A 20,543-nucleotide genomic window follows, 5' to 3' on the forward strand; every position below is an offset into this window, starting at 1 on the left:
GTAGCCGTGGCGCCAAACTTGAAGCAGTTTCAATATCTGGAAGCCTATTGCATGCCACAGAGCCATGCCTACGATGGCCTCGGGAACATAAACGGCAACAAAAACAATGTGCCGAACAATGGGAGGTGTTGTGAATACAACACTTGATAGTGGGCGCGCCCCGCTGCTTCAGGCGCGTGGATTGACGAAGCATTTCGGCGCGGTAACGGCGTGTGACGCGATTGATCTGACAATCGCTCCGGGCGAGATTCATGCTTTGCTTGGAGAGAACGGCGCCGGCAAGTCGACTTTCGTGAAAATGCTGTTCGGCGCGCTGGAGCCAAGCGCCGGCTCGATAAACTGGCAGGGAAAACGGGTAGAGATCGACAATCCGGCAGCCGCACGGCGGCTGGGCATCGGCATGGTGTTTCAGCACTTTTCGCTGTTCGATGCGCTGACAGCAGCGGAAAATATCCTGCTGTCGCTCGATACCGATGAACCACCGTCCTCCGTGGCCGAGCGCGCGCGGGAGGTTTCCAACGCCTATGGGCTGCCGCTGGACCCTTACGCCCATGTTGGTGATCTATCCGTCGGCGAGCGCCAGCGTATCGAGATCGTGCGCTGCCTTTTGCAAGACCCGCAGCTTATCATACTGGACGAACCGACTTCCGTGCTGACGCCGCAGGAAGCGGACCGCCTGTTCGAAACGCTTGAGAGGTTACGGGCCGAGGGCCGCTCGATCCTCTATATCTCCCACCGCCTGGAGGAAGTGAAGCGGATCTGCGACAGCGCGACAGTTCTGCGTCAGGGCAAGGTTGTCGGTCATTGCGATCCGAGCAAGGAAACTGCTGCTTCACTTGCCCGCCTGATGGTCGGGGACGAGGTTGAAGGTGCGCGCAGGCAGCCGAAACCCGTCGAAGCCGGGCGGCGTCCGCTTTTGCATGTCAAAAACCTCAACAGACCTGCCGCTCATCCGTTCGCGGTTACGCTTCACGACATCGATCTCACGGTGCACGAGAACGAAATTCTTGGCATTGCAGGGGTGGCCGGAAACGGCCAGGGCGAACTGTTCGAGGCCATATCCGGCGAGGCAACGCAGGACCAGCCGTCGGTTATCCAGCTTTGCGGTACAGAGGCGGGACTGCTGGATATTTCCAAGCGTCGCAGGCTTGGCGCAGCATTTGTTCCCGAAGAGCGGCTTGGCCATGCAGCCGCACCCAATCTGCCGCTTTCCCTCAATCTGCTCCTTTCGCGTCACCAGACGGATGGGCGCGCCTATATAGGCTCTGCCGGTTTCATCAGGAACTCGGCACTGGCACGCGCCGCAGCGCGGATCTGTGAAGCAATGGATGTGCGCAAGGGGGCAGCTGACCCCGCCGCCTCATCTCTTTCTGGCGGCAATCTGCAGAAATTCGTGATCGGCAGGGAACTCGACCGCTCACCATCCGTGCTGGTCGTCAACCAGCCGACCTGGGGCGTCGATGCGGGCGCTGCCGCGCGCATCCGCAATGCCCTGATCGCGCTTGCGCGCTCCGGCTCTGCGGTTCTTGTCATCAGCCAGGATCTGGACGAGCTCTTTGAAATCAGCGACGCCATCTGCGTGATGCACCACGGACATCTTTCCAGGCCCGTCCCTATCGAGGAAGCAACTTTCGAGAAAATCGGCCTGCTTATGGGCGGCTCGGACGCGTCGGAACCCGGAATACTCGAGGAGACAGCGTAATGCGGCTCGAACTGGTCCGCAGGCCGCGGCAATCCGCACTCTTCTCGGTGCTCTCACCCTTCATTGCCCTGGCTCTGACACTGATTGCCGGCGCGATCATGTTTGCCTTTCTGGGCAAGAACCCGGTGACCGCGCTCTACTATTTCTTCATCGAGCCGCTTCTGGAAGTGTGGTCACTGCACGAACTGGCCGTGAAGGCAGCGCCGCTGATCCTGATCGGCGTGGGGCTGTCCATCTGCTATCTGTCTAACAACTGGAATATCGGAGCTGAGGGCCAGTTCATCATCGGTGCTATAACCGGCTCGATCCTGCCGATCCTGTTCCCCGAATGGCAGAATGCGTTCGTATTGCCGCTCATGCTCCTGATGGGCATGCTGGGCGGGGCAGCCTATGCATCCATCCCGGCCTTCCTCAAGGCACGATTCAGTACGAACGAGATCCTGACCAGCCTGATGCTGGTGTACGTGGCTCAGCTTTTCCTTGATTGGCTGGTACGCGGCCCATGGCGCAACCCCGAAGGATTCAACTTTCCCGAATCCCGAAATTTCCACGCAGATGCGATCCTGCCCGAGATACTGCCCGCCTCAGGGCGCGCACATTGGGGCTTTGCCTTCGCGATAATTGCGGCGGTCCTTCTCTGGTTCGTCTTGGCAAAAACGCTAAAAGGTTTTGAGGTAAAGGTCATTGGCCAGAGCCCGAGGGCGGGGCGCTTCGGAGGGTTCTCGCGCGCCAGGATGATCATGTTCGCTTTCCTGGTCTCAGGTGCGCTCGCAGGTCTGGCCGGTATTTCCGAAGTATCCGGAGCGATCGGACAGCTGCGGCCGACAATTTCGCCCGGCTACGGCTTTACCGCGATCATTGTCGCGTTCCTTGGCCGCCTGAACCCGCTCGGGATTGTTGCTGCAGGCCTTGTTCTGGCCCTGTCATATCTCGGCGGTGAAGCCGCGCAGATTTCCATCGGCGTATCGGACAAGGTCGCCCGAGCATTTCAAGGCATGTTGCTCTTCTTTGTTCTGGCCTGCGACATGCTGATCCACTACCGCGTCAGGCTGGTGAGAAGTCCCGTGCGTGACGCGACTGCATTTGAAGGGGTCGAAAAGAATGCTTGAATCGATCCTCATCACGATTGCCACAGCCGCAACGCCGCTCCTCATCGCCGCCATGGGTGAACTGGTCGTTGAAAGATCCGGCGTCCTCAATCTGGGCGTTGAAGGAATGATGGTCATGGGTGCCATTACCGGCTTCGCAGTTGCGCTTTCCACCGGCTCCCCCTGGCTGGGCGTGTTGGCTGCCGTCGTTGTCGGCGCTGCCTTTTCTCTTCTATTCGGCTTTCTGACACTGACGCTGGTGACCAATCAGGTCGCAACGGGCCTGGCACTCACACTTTTCGGGCTCGGTCTGTCAGGCATGCTGGGAGAAGGCTTTGTTGGCCGACCGGGTGTGAAGATGGCAAATCTCGATATCCCGGTGCTCTCCGACATACCATTCATAGGCCGTCTGCTCTTTGGGCAGGATCCCATTTTCTATCTCTCGATCCTGCTCACCATCTCTGTGGCCTATTTCCTGTTTTCGACGCGAGCCGGCCTGAAGCTTCGTGCAGTTGGCGACAACCATGCCTCTGCCCACGCTCAAGGCATCAACGTTATTGCCATCCGCTACGGCGCGGTCATGTTCGGAGGGGCCTGCGCAGGCCTTGCCGGAGCATATCTCTCTCTCGTCTACACGCCGCAATGGGTGGAAAACATGACAGCAGGCCGAGGCTGGATCGCCCTGGCGCTCGTCGTATTCGCATCATGGCGTCCGTGGCGTGTGGTGGCTGGTGCCTACCTTTTCGGCGGCGTCACCATCGGCCAGCTTCACGCGCAGGCGCAGGGTGTTGGGATCCCCTCGCAACTGCTTTCTTCGCTTCCCTATCTGGCGACCATCGCAGTTCTTGTCATAATCTCGCGAAACCGCAGACTGACACTCATGAATACACCGGCCTCACTAGGGCGCCCATTTGTGCCGGACAGATAAAGACGGGAAGGCGCCAACGGCAACCATGAAGGAAACAAGCATGATGAAGACAATAAAGGCCTCGGCCCTGGCGGTATTCGCCGTTGCCGCCGCCACGGCTATCGTTCCAGGGGGAACGGCATTTGCCCAGGACAAGACGAAGGCTTGCTTCGTCTATGTCGGCCCGATCGGTGATTTCGGCTGGTCGTACCAGCACCACCAGGGTCTTCTGGATGTTGAAGAGGCAATGGGCGACAAGGTCGAGACCGCCTATCTGGAAAGCGTGCCGGAAGGTGCGGACGCAGAACGTGCGATTGAGCGTTTCGCCCGCTCCGGCTGTGACATCATCTTCACCACATCTTTCGGATACATGGATCCCACCAACAAGGTGGCAGCCAAGTTCCCGGATGTGAAGTTCGAGCACGCCACCGGCTACAAGCGCGAGCATCCGAATGTTTCAACCTACAATTCCCGCTTCTACGAAGGACGCTACATTCAGGGCGTGATCGCGGCGAACGTTTCGGAAAAGGGCGTGGCAGGCTACATCGCCTCCTTCCCGATTCCCGAAGTGGTCATGGGCATCAACGCCTTCATTCTGGGCGCCCAATCGGTCAATCCGGACTTCAAGGTGAAGGTCGTCTGGGCCAACACCTGGTTCGACCCGGGCAAGGAAGCCGATGCTGCCAAGGCACTGATCGATCAGGGCGTGGACATCATCACCCAGCACACCGATTCCACCGCACCGATGCAGGTGGCGGCCGAGCGCGGCATCAAGGCATTCGGTCAGGCATCCGACATGCTGGAGTTCGGTCCGGAGACCCAGTTGACCTCCATCATCGATGACTGGGGCCCGTACTATGTAGAACGTGTTAAGGCCGTTCACGAAGGCACCTGGGAGCAGAAGGACGTTTGGGCCGGTCTGGCCGAAGGTCACGTGGTCATGGCGCCCTACAAGAACATGCCTGACGAAGTCGCAGCTCAGGCCAAGGAAATCGAAGAGAAGATCCGCTCCGGCGAGTTCCATCCCTTCACCGGCCCGATCAAGAAGCAGGACGGCTCCGACTGGCTTGCCGAAGGTGAAGTAGCCGATGATGGCACGCTTCTGGGCATGAATTTCTACGTCGAAGGCGTGGACGACAAGCTGCCGAACTGATCTGCAGCGATGGAATGGAGGAGGGCGGTCACCGAGCCGCCCTTTTTCTTTTTCAATTCGCCTTAGTGGCTGGCCTGCCCTTCGCCGGCACGAAACTTGAAGCGAAAGGCTGCTGGCGGACATCCTTGCGTTCGAGCGAAGGCCCGGTTGAAAGCTGCCTCACAGCTGTAACCTGCTTCCACCGCCAGATCCGCGATGGACACCTGACTGTAACGCAATCGCTCCGCTGCAAGATAGAGCCTCCAATCGCGCAGATATCTGATGGGTGAAGTCGTCAGGAGTTGAGCAAATCTCTGCATGAGAACCGCTCGTGATACTGCTGAATGCCGGGCAAGCTGTTGCAGGGTCCAAGGTTGTGCGGGTTCCGAATGAATCAGTCTCAGGCAGCGACCGACCACCGGATCTTGTATTGCTGCAACCCAACCAGTCTTGTCCGAAGGGAGCCGCAAAAGCTCTCGCCGAAGGACCTCCAGCAAAACGATCTCTGACAAGCGCTCCAGAATAGGCATTCCAGCACTGCCAGGTTCATCCACCTCATGGATTATTTGTTGGACGACATCGACAAGCCAATCTGTCGTGGCATGCATGGAGACATGGATGACCTTCGGCAGCGTGCTGCCGAAAGGAAGGAAAGCAAGGGCACTGCATTCGATGTAGCCGCACAGCAGTCGCGTATTTTCGCCACCCTTACCGAAATGGATCAAAGGGATATGTTGCCAGGGCAGGGGAGGCAGAAGACTAGCTGGATCGACAACAGTACCCCCAATACCAGATCCCACCACATGCGCGGTTCCGAAAGGAAAGGCTACAATATCACCCTCCTCAAGCTCGAGACGTATGCCTTCCACCTCTACCCAACATGTCCCACCGGCAACGATGTGGAAACCGACTGCGCCCTTCGGTCTGTAGGCTGCGGGCTCTGCGCTTGTCTGCCAGTCTCCCGAAGGCATGAAGCAGTACTGCAGCGATCCCGAAACGCGGATCCGCCGCAGCATCTCAGACAGCAGGTCTTCGGGTTGCGCGCCAGGCATCTGCAGCATTCCCGTTAAAAGATCCGGCAGTTCGATCAAAGTCGGAAAAGCCGATCTCCCGCATCATGCGCACTTGGGCAACATGATGGACAAGGAGATTATCATGAGCGCGTCAACGGAAAAACTGGTGATTCTACTGACGAAGGGAATCGATTCGGAACTGTCTTCGGTGGCTCTGACCATCGCAAATGGGGGGATCACCTCGGGGCTGAAGGTCTTTTTGTTCCTGACAAGTACGGCAATTGACCTTGTCCGGAGAAATGGCCAGCAGATGACACATGTTCCTCCGCTCGATCCGCTGGCCAAGCTGATCGAGGATTTCCAAGCCCGGGAAGGGGTAATCTGGGCCTGTCCCCCCTGCGTAAAAGCGCGAGGATATGAGGCAGAAGATCTCATCGATGGCGTGATCATCGCCGGTGCAAGCGCCATGCACGCAGAGATAAAACAGGGAGCCGCAACGCTTTCCTTTTGATAAAAGCTCACCACGAGGCTGCAGCTTCAAAAGGCACGCAGCCTCAACTCGTTTCCACGGACCTTCGCGAGGTCAAGTGGCGGAGGGAGTGTCCGCCAATCGTTCATAAATCAGCTTCTAACGCTTCCCATAAACTTCAAATAACAGACTGAAAACACATGATATTCTCAGCATCCACTTCCATTACCTGCTAAATACCTCTAGAGGCTATCAGTAGGAAAAATGGGGCAGAAAGTGGGGCAGAGATGGGGCGGACACTACACAAGCTGACAGCGACGGGTGCTGCATCGTTCAAGGAACCCGGTCGCTACAGTGACGGGGGCGGGCTTTACCTTCACATTTCGAAGAACGGCGGCCGCCGATGGGTGTTTCGTTTTTCACGCAATGGCCGTGTTCGTGAGATGGGCCTCGGCAGCGCCCGTGAGGTCACACTTAAACGTGCACGTGAAAAGGCGGCTCAGGTGAGGGACCAGCTTGCAGAGGGTACCGATCCTTTCGCCGCCCGCGCTGCCGAAGCAAATGAAACTTCGCGTGCATCTGGCGTCTTAACATTCGCGGCGTTCGTTGAAGAGTTCCTGTCAACGATCGAAGCAGGCTTTCGCAATGAGAAGCATAAAGCTCAGTGGCGGATGACCTTAGGAGAAGCCTATTGCAAACCGCTCCTAGATAAGCCGCTGCATGAAATTCAGAAGACGGATATTGTTCGAGTGTTGCAGCCAATTTGGCTAGCGAAATCCGAGACAGCCAGCAGATTGCGCGGCCGGCTGGAGCGCGTATTCGATGCCGCACGCTACAAGGAACTTTATCCTCACGAGAACCCGGCGCGCTTCAAAGGTCATCTTGAATTCGTTTTGCCGCGGCAGCGAAAACTTCAGCGCGGGCATCATGCCGCAGCACCCTATGACCGCGTGCCAGAGATCTACGCGAAACTCTCTTCCGCCGGAGGTATCGCTGCGCGAGCATTGCAATTCGTGATCCTAACAGCCGCGCGGACCGGTGAGGCGCTGAATGCGCGCTGGGGCGAGGTGGATCTGCAAGGGCGCGTATGGACCGTACCGGCGGAGCGCATGAAAGCAGGCAAAGAGCACAAGGTGCCGCTATCAGACGCCGCTGTGCTCATCCTACGCGAAATGATCGATTTCAGCCCTGAGAGCTCGCGCGAAGAACATCACATATTCCCAGGAGCTCGGGCAAATAGACCGCTATCTAGCATGGCTATGACCATGGCGCTTCGACGCGCATGTGATCAACATTGTACAGTTCACGGCATGCGCTCGGCATTCAGAGATTTCGCCGGAAACGAAACAGATTTTCCCCGCGAAGTCGCTGAAGAGTGCCTCGCTCACACGATTGGAAACAAAACTGAGCGGGCGTATCGGCGGCAGACAGCGCTGGATAAGCAACGCGCGTTATTAGAAGCGTGGGCCGCGCACGCAACAAGCAAGGTACCGCTTTAAAAAAATGCACTAGAACTATGCACTACGCATATGTACTGCCGGGATTTCGCAGTTTTGTAGATGGTGGAGGTGCATGGAAGGGAATAACTCTTCACTACAAGTACTAGAAAGGAGAGAGAAGTTGACCCCTTCAAACACACCAAAAAGCACCGTCGAAAAAAGAATGTACTCTGTGGCTGAAGTCGCGGAGGCGACCGGGTTATGCGTGGCCACATTGTACAACATGCGAACCCGTGGCGAGATAACTTTCCGGAAAGCGGGAAGGCGCACGATCATCCTGAGAGAAGATTTGGAACGGATGATCGATAAACTTTCCGTATGCCCTGCCGAGCCGTCCCCGCACCGCCGCTAGACACGAGACCTGCACAGCGTCCGTACGGCTGAGCTTTTAAGGGACCATTCTTTATGTATCGAGATACTTCGAGCGACGGCGAGCTTCGCCGTCGAGGGGATACGTGCGCCCAAATTTCAGAACAGTTTCTTTCGGCGATGGCGGCCGCCGGCGTCCACATGGATACGACCGGCGGCCATCCTAAAGCAGATGGGAAGCTGCACCGCGCCTCGGCAACGGGCAAAAAGAAGAAGAAAAACGACCATATCTGGTACGTTCTCCACTTGGATGAACCGGCAAGCGGTGCTTTTGGCGATCTTCAACTCGGCGTCGAGGATACGTGGACGGCCAAGCGGCCGAACGCGATGACCAAGGAAGAGCGGTCGGCACTGAAACGGCGCATGGAAGAAGCCGCGGCCGAGCGTGAGCGCGAAAAGAAGGCGCTGAATGAGGCGGCCGCGGCCGCGGCCGCCGAGATCAAGGCGAAGTGCGAGAAGGCAGATCCCGAGCACCCATATCTTGCGCGGAAGGGTATTCCCGCAACCGGCGCATGGCTGCTTACGGAAACGGTGAGATATCGGATTGTGCCGGGCGAGCGGATGCGCACGGCGAAGGCCGGCAACCTGTTCATTCCTATGTGGCACTCACCGGCCGAGCCCGACGCAAAGCCGACGCTTGTGGGTGGGCAGTTCATTTATGAGGATGGCACAAAGCGCTATATCAAGGGCACTCCGAAAGAGAATTCATATCACACGATAGGCGGCAAGCCGAAAGGTGAGCGGCCGCTTATTATCATCGCCGAGGGTTTCGCCACCGGCGCCCGCATCCATCAGGCAACAGGCACGACCGTTATCATCGCCTTTGACAGCGGCAACCTCATGCCCGTGGCAAAGTTGATGGCCGCCAAATATCCGGGCGCGCGCTTCCTCATCGCGGCGGATAATGACCGCTTCACCACAAAGCCGATAGAGAATCCCGGCTTGACCAAGGCGCGAGAGGCGGCCGAGGCCATCGGCGCCAAGGTGGCATATCCGGTATTCCCGCCCGAGCATGAAGAGGCAACCGATTTCGATGACTTGGCGCGCATCGCGGGGCTGGACGCGGTGAAAGAGACGCTGCGCGCAGCTCTCAAACCACCGGTGCAGGATGAGGCGCCGCCACCACGTAGTCAGACTGTGCAGGCCATCGCCAATCCAGCTGATGCACTCCGTCCAACCATTCGGATAACGAAGTCGAACATCCACGAAGTAGTGCGTGAATCGATCCGCGTGCTTGGGCGGCCGAGATTGGAAATCTTCCGCCGCGGTCAGCGCCTCGTAATGGTGGTACCCGCCTCATCGAAACGACAGACTATACAGGCGAAACTGGAGCCGTCTGCAGATGCGAAAGCGCATCCGGAAGGCGTAGTGATAACCGATGTTGAAGCGGAGACATTGGTTGAAAAGCTGACTTCAGAGGCGGATTTCGTAAAGTATGACGGCCGCTCCAAAGATTGGATCAGCATTAATTGTCCCGAAGTAATCGCTCGAACCGTGCTCAAACGCAAAGGCGATGGATGGGAGCGCATACCTCCTTTGCATGCGGTAATCACGGCACCATGCATGCGCGACGACGGTTCGATTATCATGAAGCGCGGATACGATTCCAAAACGGGGCTTTACCTCGCGAGCAAGGAAGACTGGCCTGATATACCAGAGCGCCCATCGCGTGATGATGCTGTAGAAGCTCTGAATGTCTTGTCGGAGCCCATCGCGGAGCTGCCGTTCGTGGATAACTCCGATAGGGCAGCCGCACTCGCGCTCTTTCTGACAGCCCTGATGCGTCCGATGCTACGCAGTGCACCGATGTTTGCCGTAACCGCGCCTACGGCGGGCACAGGCAAGAGCTTGTTGATCAACATCGCCTCGATTATTGCACGGGGCCACTCAACGTCTCCCATCAATCAGCCCTCAGATGAAGCTGAACTAGAAAAGCGGATTGGCGCTGAGATCCTCGCTGGCAACCAGCTGGTATCTATCGATAACGTGTCGCACACCCTGCAGAGCGATCAGCTCTGTCAGATACTGACTGAAGAACATGTCCAGGTGCGGATCCTCGGAAAAAGTGAGAATGTTAGAGTGCCATCTACGGCTCTCATTTGCGTGAACGGAAACAATCTCTCGATATCCGGGGACCTCAACCGACGAACGGTCCGCATTAGAATGAATGCGAAGGTAGAACGGCCTGAGAAGCGCGCCTTCCAATTCGACGCCAAACAACTTGCACTGCAGAAGCGTCCAAAGCTCGTTGCGGCGGCGCTCACAATCCTCAAAGCCTACCTCGTTGCCGAATTCCCAGACAGAGCACGTCCTCTTGGAAGCTTTGAAGACTGGAGCGACGTAGTCCGTTCGGCACTCCTATGGGTGCAGATGGAAGATTGCCTCGCAGGGTACGACGAACAAGCGGACGAAGATCCTGAGAAGGAAGTGCTGCGCGAGGTTTTGAACGCTCTCCCTACGTTGCCGTTCACCGCGAAGGAGATTGCAGGTCGGGTCGTGAGCAACGAACGACTGCGAGAAGCACTCCACCTTTTTCTTGATCGAAACGGCACGTTCAACACCAGAAGATTCGGAAGGTTTCTCAAGCAGTACCGCGACCGGCCGGTGGACGGACGAGCTCTTCACATGGTCACGAAGAACAGTGTGCACGGCCACCAGTGGTGCGTGAAAGAGGTCTGACACGGCTGTCGAGGGAGCGAACGCTGAGGTTTCTGAGGTTTTTGAGGTTTTCTATGGGTAAACGCGGGAAAATGGCAGTGACATACATGAATGACATTTTCCTAAGAGGGTTCGGGAGAAACCTCAAAAACCTCAGAAACCTCATCCGATATTTTTGAGGAGCAACGGGGAAGGCGGAAGGTGATGAACCTGCAAGATCGAGTTGAAATCGCAAGGCGTCATCTCAAAAACATCGCGGAGTGTTACGGTGACCCCTTCATCTGGCGAGTTCTCAAGGAAACGGTTGAGCTATTAGAGCCAAAGCCCCATGAGGCGCAGCCGACACGCTCAGCACAGAAGAAGCGGCAACCCCGTCGAGGAAAGCCTGGGCCAAGTGCTGAATGCCGAAATCGGAAGAAGCGGCGGGATACGGCGCTCTACTATTTCTGGCGAGAACATTATCCCGGCCTAGCTCCCACCGCTGCCGCTGAATGTATCCTCCGAAATATTCGCACTATCAGCGGGACAGTCAGCGAGGCAGCACCCAAGCGCAAAGCGCTATTGCAGCTCAAAGAGCTGGACGCCGGGTTCCTTACCAAGCGCACAATCAGAGATATTCTTCATCGTGAAAGTCGTAGAAATCACCGCCTGTAGGTCCAGCTCTGTTTTTACGACCCTCGCCCTGAGAATTTGTTCTCAACGCGGTTTCGCGTGGAAAGTAGACAAAGGGTGAAGAATGAAAATCTCAATCGATCGTCTAAGGCGATACTGCCGCGCTAGCGCCCTGGCATACGAGGCTGGGCGGCAGGCGAACCGGAAGCGTCTAGCTGCAAAACGTGAGTTCGAACGCGCAGAGAGGTGGGTCGAGGAAATCGACGCCACTCCGAACCATTCTGAGAAGACCATGAAGAGGGCTCTCGAAAATCGCGCGCTCGCCCAAGCAGCATATGAGGCAGCTATTGAAGAGCATGAAAATGCCAACGAGCATTCCTCGCTCGCTGGACGAATTGCTACCAACTGCCGCGAGTACGCAGCGAGCATTGGACAGCTTCCTCCGGACTTGGAGGCTTGATGATGGGTAATCCGCTCTCAAACCTGAAAGCCCTCATGGGTCGCGCTTCAAAAGTTATGCAAGAGTATCAGTCGAGCGTGGAAGATATCCGGCGCGCAATCATCGACCTTCGTGACACGCAGCGTGACGTCGAAACCGCACCGGTCTCTGTTCGTGAGATAGAAGCCAATGTAGACCAAGTTCTAGGGGATGCTGAGAAACGAGCCCGAAGCGTCTTCATCCCTTCCACATTTGTCAGCCCGCGCCACCCAGACCGCCTTCGTCCGGAATTCGATGCGCCGTTTCGTAAGGACACGCTCGGCGCACTTTGCATCCTCGGCTTTCGGGAGCCAGTCAGAGCTGCGTTGCTAGCCGAAGCGAAGAAAGAAGCTGAAGGGCGGAAGACTTACTCTGCCGATGCACGGGCGGCTGAACTCACTCGTTTACAGAAAGAGCTTGAGACGCTCGAAGCTGCCGAGGAGTCACTTATCCGCGAAGCGGAAGAAGCCGGCCTTACCGTGCCACGTAGAGCAGATGCCCGGCCGGAGATCTTACTCGCGGAGAGGGTCTAATGCGGCGCCGTTTGTGGCTCGGTCGATTTCTCCCAACGGAGAAACAGCAACCGATACGCAAGCGGCGCAGCAACAAGCCGCCTCGCAGCAAGAACCATCGCCCGATGAGAATACCGAAAGAGCGAAGTTCCACTGATGAGTTTTCGGAGTTGATCGAAGCGGTTTGCGATCAAGTGCAGGAGAGGAAACGAGATTGAGTATCGACAATCGAATTGCAGCCGGTGCAGCGGAAAAGCGCGCTGCCAACTTAAGAACGAAAGCCGCCAATTTGCGCGAGCGAATTGAGGTTATGAGGGGCTGGAGGGAAAAAGCCATAGCGGAAGGGGAAAGTGAAAGAGCTCACATGTTCCACCGAGATGTGCAGCGTCTCGAACGAGAACTCGCAGAAGTAGGCGGAGTGCCAGTTTCCTCCAATGGACATGCACCGTCTGTAGCACTTGGCGCACCCAAGCTGGATCTCTGGCGTAAGGCAAATGCAAAGCTTCGAAAAGAAGCGGGCAAGCCCGGCAATGATAGCGAAACCGCGAACGATGGTGCCGCGACAAAACTCGTAACTGTGCGAAGGCATGGGACACTTTCGCGACGATGAACTTGCAGCGTTCGGGTCCTTCCTCGGCCGGGGGAGGGTGAGGGGGAAGCGCAGCCGCAAGTTTTCGCTAGCGACAGGCTGACAATAAGGATGACAAGTTGACGTACTCTGCGCCTGATACCGAAAGCCAAGCACAGTTCGCGCGCCGCATTGGTGTATCGCGCCAGTACGTTCACAAGCTTGTCTCTCAGGGCTTACCCATATCCGAAGACGGTAGAGTCGAAATCAAACGAGCTCTGAAGTGGGTGCGTGCCAACGTGTCAACTAAAGCAGGGTCAGACGATGGCGTTACCCTCACCGAAGCAAAAACACAGCTGCTACTCCTACAGGCGCACAAAGCCGAGCTCGAAGTCGAACAGCTGGAAGGCTCGCTGATCGACAAAGGTGATGCGCTGACGGCTGTTCGCACATTCGCACGCATGTTCCGCGACCACGTCCTACGCTTCCCCAACCGCTACGGCCCTGAGCTAGCAGCGACTTACCAGATCGACGCGCGGAGCTTTGTTGCATCCCTAGACGAAGCCATACGGCGTTGTCTGACCGAGGAATTCAACGAACCCCTACCATTTCAACCAAATGATGGCAGGAACAATGAACGCGATTGATCTCACCCGGCAGACTGATGCCCTAGACGCGATAATGACGGCCGGGAAGCAACGCCGTCTGAATCACCGCTTACTTGCGCAAGTTAGCGGTGTGTCCAGCAATTCGATATACTCATGGATCAAGGGAAAGCGATCCCCGTGCATCCGAACGCTGATCCGGCTCGCTGAAGCCGTTGGGTATGAGCTGATAATTATAGATGGCGGCGCCCCGGAAACCGTCGTCGCCAGTTGCGAGAACATGCGAACGGCAATGAGCCTTCTGTTTGACGCACGTCGAGCGCGCGGCATCACGATGGAAGAGCTATCTGCCAGGAGCGGTGTATCTCTAAACTCTCTGTACGCTTGGCAGAATGAAAGCCAAAGCCCGCAACTTCAGCTCTTAGTTGCGGTCGCGCATACGCTACGGTTCCGCGTAATCCTACGTCCGGTTGAGAGGTCGAACTCGTGAGCAAACCAGCCGCAGAAGCGCAAGTTCGCCTTTCTCTTGTAGACCGGATTACCGGGCCAATTAGGCGCATTCAAGCGCGGATCGGCGCGCTTTCGAGCAGGCTGGGCTTTGACCGCATCGGTCGCGCGGCCGGCAATCTCACTTCGAAAATCGGCGGGCTTGGTGACGGGCTCGGGCGCACCACGGGGCGCCTGGGGCTCTTCACGGCGGCGCTCGGCGCGGCAGGTGGTGGCGCGGTCTTCGGCGCATTCAAGCTTGCCCGGCAGACTTCCGCACTCGGCGATGAGATAGCAAAGACCGCGCGGCAACTCGGCATAGGCGCAGAAGCACTGCAAGAGTATCGATACGCGGCCGAGCTCTCGGGCGTGAGCAGCGAGACGCTTGAAAAGGGGATGAAGCGGTTCGGCGCGAACGCGGCCGACGCCGCACGCGGCACAAAGACCTACGCCAAAGAGTTCGACCGGCTGGGCATTTCGCTGAAAGACGCGCATGGCAACGTGAAGGGCATGGATCAACTGTTCAATGAAACCGTTGAAGCCATCGCCGATATTGAAAGCCCAATGGAGCGCACCCGTATCGCTATGGCCTTGTTCGGTCGGGCAGGGGCGGACATGACGCGCATGTTCGAAGGTGGCGCTGAACAATTGCGGTTTCACCGGGAGGAGGCGCGGCGGACCGGCCATGTTCTGGGGCAAAGCGTCACCGACTTCTCCGAAGTTTTCGGCGACAACGTCACTCGCTTGGAGAAGCGACTAGAGGGAATCAAAAACCTAATCGGCGTGGGGCTCATGCCGGTGATGAATGAAATTGTTGAACACATCACGGCATGGGTTGATGCAAACGCCAAGCTCATTCGCTCCACTATCGCGGAATGGGTAGAGCGATTCGCGCAGACGCTTCGCGACCTCATGAACCCAGCTTCGGAAATTCGCCAAAGCATTGCCGAGACGGCCGAGACATTCGCAGGTTTTATTGACCGCATCCGGCCGGTGGTGGATTTCCTCGGCGGCCCGTTGCAGGCAAGTTTGTTCGCGGTGGCGGCATGGGTAGCCGGGCCGCTGATTGCGGCGATTGCTTCGCTTGGAGCTGCCTTCATCAACCTCGGGCTTGTCATCCTGACGACGCCGGTAGGCTGGATCCTCACGGGCGTGGCGGCCATCGCCGCAAGCGTCTATGTGCTTTATCAAAAATGGGATGAATTCGCGGCCTATTGGGGCAATCTGTGGGGCCGCATCACATCCGCTTTCGATGACGGTTTCTTGCAAGGCATGGCAACGCTGTTGGCCGAGTTCAACCCGGTTGTGCACATTGCCCGAGGCATCGACGCGGTCTTCGAGTATTTCACCGGAATTTCTCTCATCGAAGAGGCCGGGGCGCTTGTCGATTCCTTTGTTGAAGGCGTTGCCGGTTTCGCATCGAGCGCCATTGAGGCTTTGCAGCCGGGCGTTGACGCTGCCGTTGATTATGTGGCGGGGAAGGCGTCTGCATTCGCCGCGGCCGCAACTGATATCGCCGCTTCCGTTGGCAACGCCTTGCGCTCGGCCGCGCTGGACGTGGCCGGCTGGTTTCGCGAGAAGTTCGACGCGGCCTTGGATTACCTCGGCACGCTCCCGGCTGCCTTCTACTCTCTCGGCGCGCGCATCGTTTCCGGCATATGGGATGGCATCAAAGCACAGTGGGGAAACCTGAAATCTTGGTTCGCCGATGCCGTGCGCGATCTCATGCCGGAATGGACTCCCGATTGGCTGAAAGACCGTCTCGGGTTCGGCGATGCACCTGCGCCAACAGTCGGCGCCGACCTGCCCAAAGTGGAGGCGCCGAGCATTCAGCCTATAGAGCTGGGCAGGGTGGACGCGGCCGGCGCCGGCATCACCGAAGCAGCCGCGGGCGCAAGCATTTCGCCGCCTGATGCGTCACCGCAGACGGTTCGCACAGAAGAAGTGCAGGCAGGTTCTGTGAGCGCGCAGACTATCGACATGCCCGAGCCGCTACAAAAGAGCCAAACGAATAATGTCGACGCCTCAATCCACATCGGTTCGCTTGTGGTGCAGGGCGCGCAGGGTGCACCGGCCGATGTGCAAGCGGCCGTGCGCCGGGCGCTGGACGCAGAGTCGCGCAAGCAGTCGGCGAACGTTCAATCCGCTTTGAACGACTAGGACGGCAGAGATGAAAGACGCATCATCACTCTTCGGTATCGACCCGACGCAACTGACATCCTTGATCGTCGCGGATGCTTATTACCCGCCTCAACCCGTACAAGACCGCCAGGGCGGACCTTACGTCGCCACTAGCGTGGAGTTCGAAGCGCACCTTGAGAACGGAGAACCCTGCCACGGAGCGTTATATACAAAGCAAGATGCTGGCACTGTTGCGGGGATCATAGAGGAGGCAGCGCGAACCAATCGGCCAATTTCGATAACCGCGCACCGTTGTCGTGACCGCCATCCTTCGGGGGTCTTTTGGCTCAAAGGAGAGATAGCAGTCAGCAGGTAGTGTGACCTGATGTTTGCAATTTGCAAATCGCTAGTCTGAAAACGTTGAGATATTGCAAACTATTGAATTAATTGCCCTTTCTCGTCTCTTTCTTCTTGACCTTTGATGCGTCGACCGGTGTGAATGGGTGTGCAATTAAAAGGAGATCGAGATGCGAGTTGAAATTGGTGGCCGCAAACGAACTGATGGGTGTGAGGCAGAGACCGAACTCCAGCGGGCTATCGCAAGACATAACCGACTCTATGCCGAGATTGAGCGGACACATGACGAATTGCAAGGTGACGCTTCGAGGCCAGCACTAGCCGAGCTTCTCAATAAAGAACCCAATGCACTCGATGATGTGCTTTCATGCCGCACAGACAAAAGGCAAGATGTGCGCGAGAAAGCCGAGTATCTGTTAGCGGAACCTCGTAACCTTTGGCGCCTTATGGATGAGCATCACGTTCACCGCCTTCTAGCGTCGCTTCGCTAACATTGGCCAATTGCGCGATGAACTAGAAAAGTTAGATTGGGAGAAAAGCTGATAGATCCTAGCCGATTCCTTTTGGCGAAGAACTATTGGGGAGGCAGAATGAGCTTGATAAAACGTAGAGATAGTGGCGACATTCCCGCAGCTGCATCAGTGTCCCCGCTCCACGAGATTGGGGCGTACGAAGCCCTTTGGCTCGAAGATGGCGCAACGTTCAAAAAGATCGCTGAGCGATTTCAGAAGGACCCCTCCGCTCTTCCGTCCGATTTCGTGCCTCCTGAAAAAGCACTTCCGCTGGCCGCAGAAGTCGTGCAGCGGCTTCACAGTGCCGGAGCAGAAGATTTCGGAATAAGAATTCATCACGCAGGCGACTATCCGGAACGGCTGCGGCACGCTCGTTATCCGGTAGAACTGCTCTACTACCGCGGCGCTTGGGAGATAACGGAGAAGCCAAGCGTAGCCATCGTTGGCAGCCGCGAGCCCTCGCCTGAAGGGATACGCAGAGCCTCCCGAATTGCGCGAGAGCTCGTCAAACAAGGGATAGTTGTTGTTTCAGGACTAGCCGCTGGCATCGACACCGCCGCCCATCTTGCGGCTCTGAGCGTCGGCGGCGAGACGATAGCGGTTGTCGGCACACCGTTGGATACTGTCTATCCAAAGCAAAACGCAGATCTTCAGCGGTACATCGCATCGCGCCATCTGCTAATCAGTCAGGTACCAGTACTGAGGTACCATGCTCAAACATACCGGCAGAATCGCCTGTTTTTCCCTGAGCGAAATGCCACGATGAGTGCTCTTACCGACGCAACAATCATTGTAGAAGCTGGTGAAACATCCGGCACGTTAACCCAAGCTCGTGCAGCCCTCTACCAAGGCCGAAAATTGTTCATCTTGGAGTCCTGTTTCCAGAACAAAGCGCTGACGTGGCCCGCTCGATTCGAGCAGCAAGGGGCAATTCGCGTTAGGAAGATGAACGATATTCTCGATAATCTATATGCGGCTCTCTGAGATCGACGACACCAACCGTCGCGAACACCATCATCTGACATCTGACGACGTCTGCTTCTTCATGTGGGAATACGTGAAGTCGGAGCGCTTCGAGCAGGGTAACACACGCTCTTTGATCGAGAACCTAAAGAAGAAGCCGTCCTTACGCGGTACACCTCAGTTCAAGTACAAGCAGCCGGCCATCCGAAAGTGCGCGCAAATGCTAAGCGCCACACTGGATAAAAATTGGAAAGGAACATTTGTACCAGTTCCTCCTTCCAAGGCGAAGGGACACCCTGATTACGACGACCGGATGGTACAGGTGTGTAAACTCATCGGGCATGCAGTCGATGTTCGAGAGATCGTAGTGCAAACGCAGAGTTGCGCAGCCAATCACGAAAGCGCAGGCAATCGACAAACCGTTGACGACCTTATCAACATCTACGAAATCGACGAAACTCTCTGCTCACCAGAACCTAGCGCTATATGCATCATTGACGACCTGCTAACTGCCGGCACGCACTATCGCGCGATGCACACGGTGCTGAAGGACCGCTTCCCTGACTGCAAAATTTTTGGCCTCTTCATAGCGCGTAGGAAACTTCCAGAGGTCGAGTTCCCGGACATTGATCTGGAAGAGTTCGAGAACATTTTTGGGAAAGGAAGCTGAACGTAGGGAATCCTTTCGCTGAGCAATTTAGCACAGCTCCGCACCTGCCTCTGACCACAACTCTCCTGCAAAAGCTGTGCTCTCACCTTTAAAGTGGGGCAGAAAATAGGGCAGGATCTTAAGCGCACACGATTAGCCCATACAATTCAACCATTTAAGTTGAGTTAGTGGCGGAGGGAGTGGGATTCGAACCCACGGTGACATCGCTGCCACGCCGGTTTTCAAGACCGGTGCCTTAAACCGCTCGGCCATCCCTCCAGGCGGTTTTCCGTGTACGCAGGAATGCGGGGAGTTTCAAGGCCGATTTCGACCAAGCGGAGGCGGAGGCCGTTCTCGTCCTTTCGTGAAGAGAGTTGATGCGTCGGCACATTTTCGCCTATTTCTCGACAAATAGTCTTAACCGCGCCGTAACTTTTGCGTGCGCATTGAGAGGGGTGGTGCGGCTGGGGGCGCCCGGCAAGACCGCCAAATTCCAATTTTTGTTGCACGGGCTATGCCCGTTGCCTTCTCGCCGGGGATGTTGATTCATGCTGACAAATGGTTGCAAACCAATGCGCCGCGCAGCCTTATCAACTCTAACCTTCACTGCTTTGGCCATAGTGCTTGCAGCATGTGAGAAGCCCACCCCCACCGCCGAAATCACCCCGAAGGCCAAGAGCAGCAAGGAATATTTTGCCGAATCGGAATATGGCGTGAAGGCCAGTCCGAAAGTGGCCGAGAAGGTATCGAACATCCCGCGGGGCGGTGGACGTCGCCAGGTTGGAAAGCCCTACAAGATCAAGGGTCGCTGGTATCACCCCAAGGAAGATCCCGATTACGTGGATGTCGGTTCGGCCTCCTGGTATGGTGATGCGTTCCATGGTCGCCTCACGGCCAATGGTGAAGTCTATGACATGACGCATCTGACCGCCGCGCATCCCACCATGCCGCTGCCAAGCTATGCGCGTGTGACCAATCTCAAAAACGGCAATTCCGTCATGGTTCGCGTCAATGATCGCGGGCCTTTCGCCCATAACAGGCTGATCGACCTGTCCAAACGGGCTGCAGAACTTTTGGATTACAAGTCCGCCGGCGTGGCCAAGGTGAAGGTGGAATATGTCGGGCCCGCTCCGCTTGAAGGACGCGACGATTCCTTCCTCATGGCATCATTCAAGCCAGGCGGCGCCGAAGCTGATCCGTCGGACGGCCTGCCATCCGGCGTCATGCTCGCCATGAACGACAGCAATGTTGAAGCGCAGGAGGCCAGTTTCACGACCGCCTTCAACACCACGTCGGATGCAGGCTCGGCTGTCCAGGCCTCTGGCCTGCCTGTTTCCGGGCCGCTGGTGCCTGATCGACCTGAGACATCTCCGGTGATGGAGCCTCAGCCGCAGCAAACGGCCAGTGCACTGCTTTCATATGCCGATCAGAGAGTAAGCGCCGCGGTAAGCAGTTTCGATCAGGTTTTGAAGAAGAACATCGACCAGAATGCGCTCAAGGCATGGTGGAGCCGCAACGGTACCGATCCGCTCGATCACAAGGGCATGACGATCAGCCTCGGCGTATTTATGGATGACGAGAAGATCACCGCACTGTTCCAGACGCTTTCTGGCTTCGGCACGATCAAGGTCGAAAATGCCGGTGCTGCTGGTACGCGTTCGCTCACATTGATCCCGCGTGACGAAAAGCAGATCGATCGGGCGCTTCAGGCGGCATGGAATGCGGGGGCAAATGACGCCTTCATCATTCGCGAGAACGAATCATAGCCGCGATTTGTTGAACATTCGCACAGTCAGACTATAACCTCCGTAACCGGCCCGTGCGGGCTGATCCTGTTGCTTGG

At 56.9% G+C, this 20,543-nt stretch carries 18 protein-coding genes and 1 tRNA gene; 17 read left to right on the forward strand and 2 right to left on the reverse strand.

The features are described from left to right. Positions 1-118 precede the first annotated feature (118 nt). The 4 genes from WA367_RS09155 to WA367_RS09170 are packed head-to-tail and all read left to right on the forward strand — an operon-like array spanning position 119 to position 4,850. Positions 119-1,702: an ABC transporter ATP-binding protein gene (locus WA367_RS09155; protein WP_336056466.1), complete on the forward strand. Its 1,584-nt coding sequence runs from the start codon at positions 119-121 to the stop codon at positions 1,700-1,702. Next, a complete protein-coding gene (locus WA367_RS09160) occupies positions 1,702-2,811 on the forward strand; it encodes an ABC transporter permease (RefSeq protein ID WP_336056467.1) in 1,110 nt (369 codons plus the stop codon). The genes WA367_RS09155 and WA367_RS09160 overlap by 1 nt, the downstream gene beginning before the upstream one ends. Then, a complete protein-coding gene (locus WA367_RS09165; RefSeq protein ID WP_336056468.1) occupies positions 2,804-3,718 on the forward strand; it encodes an ABC transporter permease in 915 nt (304 codons plus the stop codon). Before WA367_RS09160 ends, WA367_RS09165 begins: the two co-directional genes overlap by 8 nt. A 43-nt stretch (positions 3,719-3,761) precedes the next feature. Continuing rightward, positions 3,762-4,850 (forward strand): BMP family ABC transporter substrate-binding protein, encoded by a 1,089-nt coding sequence (locus WA367_RS09170; RefSeq protein ID WP_442935570.1) that lies wholly within the window; start codon positions 3,762-3,764, stop codon positions 4,848-4,850. 62 nt (positions 4,851-4,912) lie between these two features. Here WA367_RS09170 and WA367_RS09175 read toward each other — a convergent pair whose 3' ends face one another. After that, positions 4,913-5,920 carry an AraC family transcriptional regulator gene (locus WA367_RS09175; protein WP_336056470.1) on the reverse strand — a complete coding sequence of 336 codons (1,008 nt, stop codon included), beginning with the start codon at positions 5,918-5,920 and terminating at the stop codon, positions 4,913-4,915. Positions 5,921-5,984: 64 nt separating this feature from the next. On the opposite strand from WA367_RS09175, the gene WA367_RS09180 reads away from it, so the two are divergent. From WA367_RS09180 to WA367_RS09225, 12 genes are all read left to right on the forward strand, one after another. Further along, positions 5,985-6,353: a DsrE family protein gene (locus WA367_RS09180; protein ID WP_336056471.1), complete on the forward strand. Its 369-nt coding sequence runs from the start codon at positions 5,985-5,987 to the stop codon at positions 6,351-6,353. A gap of 245 nt (positions 6,354-6,598) precedes the next feature. Then, complete coding sequence (locus WA367_RS09185; RefSeq protein WP_336056472.1) at positions 6,599-7,810, forward strand: tyrosine-type recombinase/integrase; 1,212 nt, start codon at positions 6,599-6,601, stop codon at positions 7,808-7,810. A 163-nt stretch (positions 7,811-7,973) separates the two neighbouring features. Continuing rightward, complete coding sequence (locus tag WA367_RS18160) at positions 7,974-8,162, forward strand: helix-turn-helix domain-containing protein (RefSeq protein ID WP_442935571.1); 189 nt, start codon at positions 7,974-7,976, stop codon at positions 8,160-8,162. Between the two features lie 53 nt (positions 8,163-8,215). Then, positions 8,216-10,858 carry a toprim domain-containing protein gene (locus WA367_RS09190; RefSeq protein ID WP_336056473.1) on the forward strand — a complete coding sequence of 881 codons (2,643 nt, stop codon included), beginning with the start codon at positions 8,216-8,218 and terminating at the stop codon, positions 10,856-10,858. Between the two features lie 183 nt (positions 10,859-11,041). Beyond that, the gene (locus WA367_RS09195; protein ID WP_336056474.1) at positions 11,042-11,491 is read left to right on the forward strand and encodes a hypothetical protein; all 450 of its coding nucleotides are present in this window, start codon (positions 11,042-11,044) and stop codon (positions 11,489-11,491) included. 417 nt (positions 11,492-11,908) lie between these two features. Further along, a complete protein-coding gene (locus WA367_RS09200) occupies positions 11,909-12,460 on the forward strand; it encodes a hypothetical protein (protein ID WP_336056475.1) in 552 nt (183 codons plus the stop codon). A 193-nt stretch (positions 12,461-12,653) separates the two neighbouring features. After that, positions 12,654-13,049 (forward strand): hypothetical protein, encoded by a 396-nt coding sequence (locus WA367_RS09205; protein ID WP_336056476.1) that lies wholly within the window; start codon positions 12,654-12,656, stop codon positions 13,047-13,049. 98 nt (positions 13,050-13,147) lie between these two features. After that, a complete protein-coding gene (locus tag WA367_RS09210; RefSeq protein ID WP_336056477.1) occupies positions 13,148-13,654 on the forward strand; it encodes a hypothetical protein in 507 nt (168 codons plus the stop codon). Positions 13,655-13,688: 34 nt separating this feature from the next. Then, complete coding sequence (locus tag WA367_RS18165; protein WP_442935572.1) at positions 13,689-14,102, forward strand: helix-turn-helix domain-containing protein; 414 nt, start codon at positions 13,689-13,691, stop codon at positions 14,100-14,102. Then, the gene (locus WA367_RS09215; RefSeq protein WP_336056478.1) at positions 14,099-16,258 is read left to right on the forward strand and encodes a phage tail tape measure protein; all 2,160 of its coding nucleotides are present in this window, start codon (positions 14,099-14,101) and stop codon (positions 16,256-16,258) included. The genes WA367_RS18165 and WA367_RS09215 overlap by 4 nt, the downstream gene beginning before the upstream one ends. A gap of 908 nt (positions 16,259-17,166) precedes the next feature. Next, positions 17,167-18,072 (forward strand): DNA-processing protein DprA, encoded by a 906-nt coding sequence (locus WA367_RS09220; RefSeq protein ID WP_336056479.1) that lies wholly within the window; start codon positions 17,167-17,169, stop codon positions 18,070-18,072. After that, on the forward strand, positions 18,059-18,721 hold the full coding sequence (locus tag WA367_RS09225) for a hypothetical protein (RefSeq protein ID WP_336056480.1): 663 nt from the start codon (positions 18,059-18,061) through the stop codon (positions 18,719-18,721). Before WA367_RS09220 ends, WA367_RS09225 begins: the two co-directional genes overlap by 14 nt. 168 nt (positions 18,722-18,889) lie before the next feature. On the opposite strand, the gene WA367_RS09230 is transcribed toward WA367_RS09225, so the two are convergent. Beyond that, a tRNA-Ser gene (locus WA367_RS09230) sits at positions 18,890-18,979 on the reverse strand. A 269-nt stretch (positions 18,980-19,248) separates the two neighbouring features. On the opposite strand from WA367_RS09230, the gene WA367_RS09235 reads away from it, so the two are divergent. Beyond that, entirely contained in the window at positions 19,249-20,466 is a 1,218-nt protein-coding gene (locus tag WA367_RS09235) for a septal ring lytic transglycosylase RlpA family protein (protein WP_336056481.1), read from the forward strand. Positions 20,467-20,543 lie beyond the last annotated feature (77 nt).

Source organism: Nitratireductor sp. CH_MIT9313-5 (assembly GCF_037029545.1).
Taxonomy (GTDB): domain Bacteria; phylum Pseudomonadota; class Alphaproteobacteria; order Rhizobiales; family Rhizobiaceae; genus Chelativorans.

Excerpts from the sequence above, each read along its gene's own strand:
- WA367_RS09190 (WP_336056473.1), top strand. The coding sequence starts at position 8,216 with ATGTATCGAGATACTTCGAGCGACGGCGAGCTTCGCCGTCGAGGGGAT.
- WA367_RS09235 (WP_336056481.1), top strand. The coding sequence starts at position 19,249 with ATGCTGACAAATGGTTGCAAACCAATGCGCCGCGCAGCCTTATCAACT.
- WA367_RS09225 (WP_336056480.1), top strand. The coding sequence starts at position 18,059 with ATGCGGCTCTCTGAGATCGACGACACCAACCGTCGCGAACACCATCAT.
- WA367_RS09220 (WP_336056479.1), top strand. The coding sequence starts at position 17,167 with ATGAGCTTGATAAAACGTAGAGATAGTGGCGACATTCCCGCAGCTGCA.
- WA367_RS18165 (WP_442935572.1), top strand. The coding sequence starts at position 13,689 with ATGACGGCCGGGAAGCAACGCCGTCTGAATCACCGCTTACTTGCGCAA.
- WA367_RS09185 (WP_336056472.1), top strand. The coding sequence starts at position 6,599 with ATGGGGCGGACACTACACAAGCTGACAGCGACGGGTGCTGCATCGTTC.
- WA367_RS09170 (WP_442935570.1), top strand. The coding sequence starts at position 3,762 with ATGAAGACAATAAAGGCCTCGGCCCTGGCGGTATTCGCCGTTGCCGCC.
- WA367_RS09180 (WP_336056471.1), top strand. The coding sequence starts at position 5,985 with ATGAGCGCGTCAACGGAAAAACTGGTGATTCTACTGACGAAGGGAATC.
- WA367_RS09160 (WP_336056467.1), top strand. The coding sequence starts at position 1,702 with ATGCGGCTCGAACTGGTCCGCAGGCCGCGGCAATCCGCACTCTTCTCG.
- WA367_RS09155 (WP_336056466.1), top strand. The coding sequence starts at position 119 with ATGGGAGGTGTTGTGAATACAACACTTGATAGTGGGCGCGCCCCGCTG.
- WA367_RS09165 (WP_336056468.1), top strand. The coding sequence starts at position 2,804 with ATGCTTGAATCGATCCTCATCACGATTGCCACAGCCGCAACGCCGCTC.
- WA367_RS18160 (WP_442935571.1), top strand. The coding sequence starts at position 7,974 with ATGTACTCTGTGGCTGAAGTCGCGGAGGCGACCGGGTTATGCGTGGCC.
- WA367_RS09200 (WP_336056475.1), top strand. The coding sequence starts at position 11,909 with ATGATGGGTAATCCGCTCTCAAACCTGAAAGCCCTCATGGGTCGCGCT.
- WA367_RS09195 (WP_336056474.1), top strand. The coding sequence starts at position 11,042 with ATGAACCTGCAAGATCGAGTTGAAATCGCAAGGCGTCATCTCAAAAAC.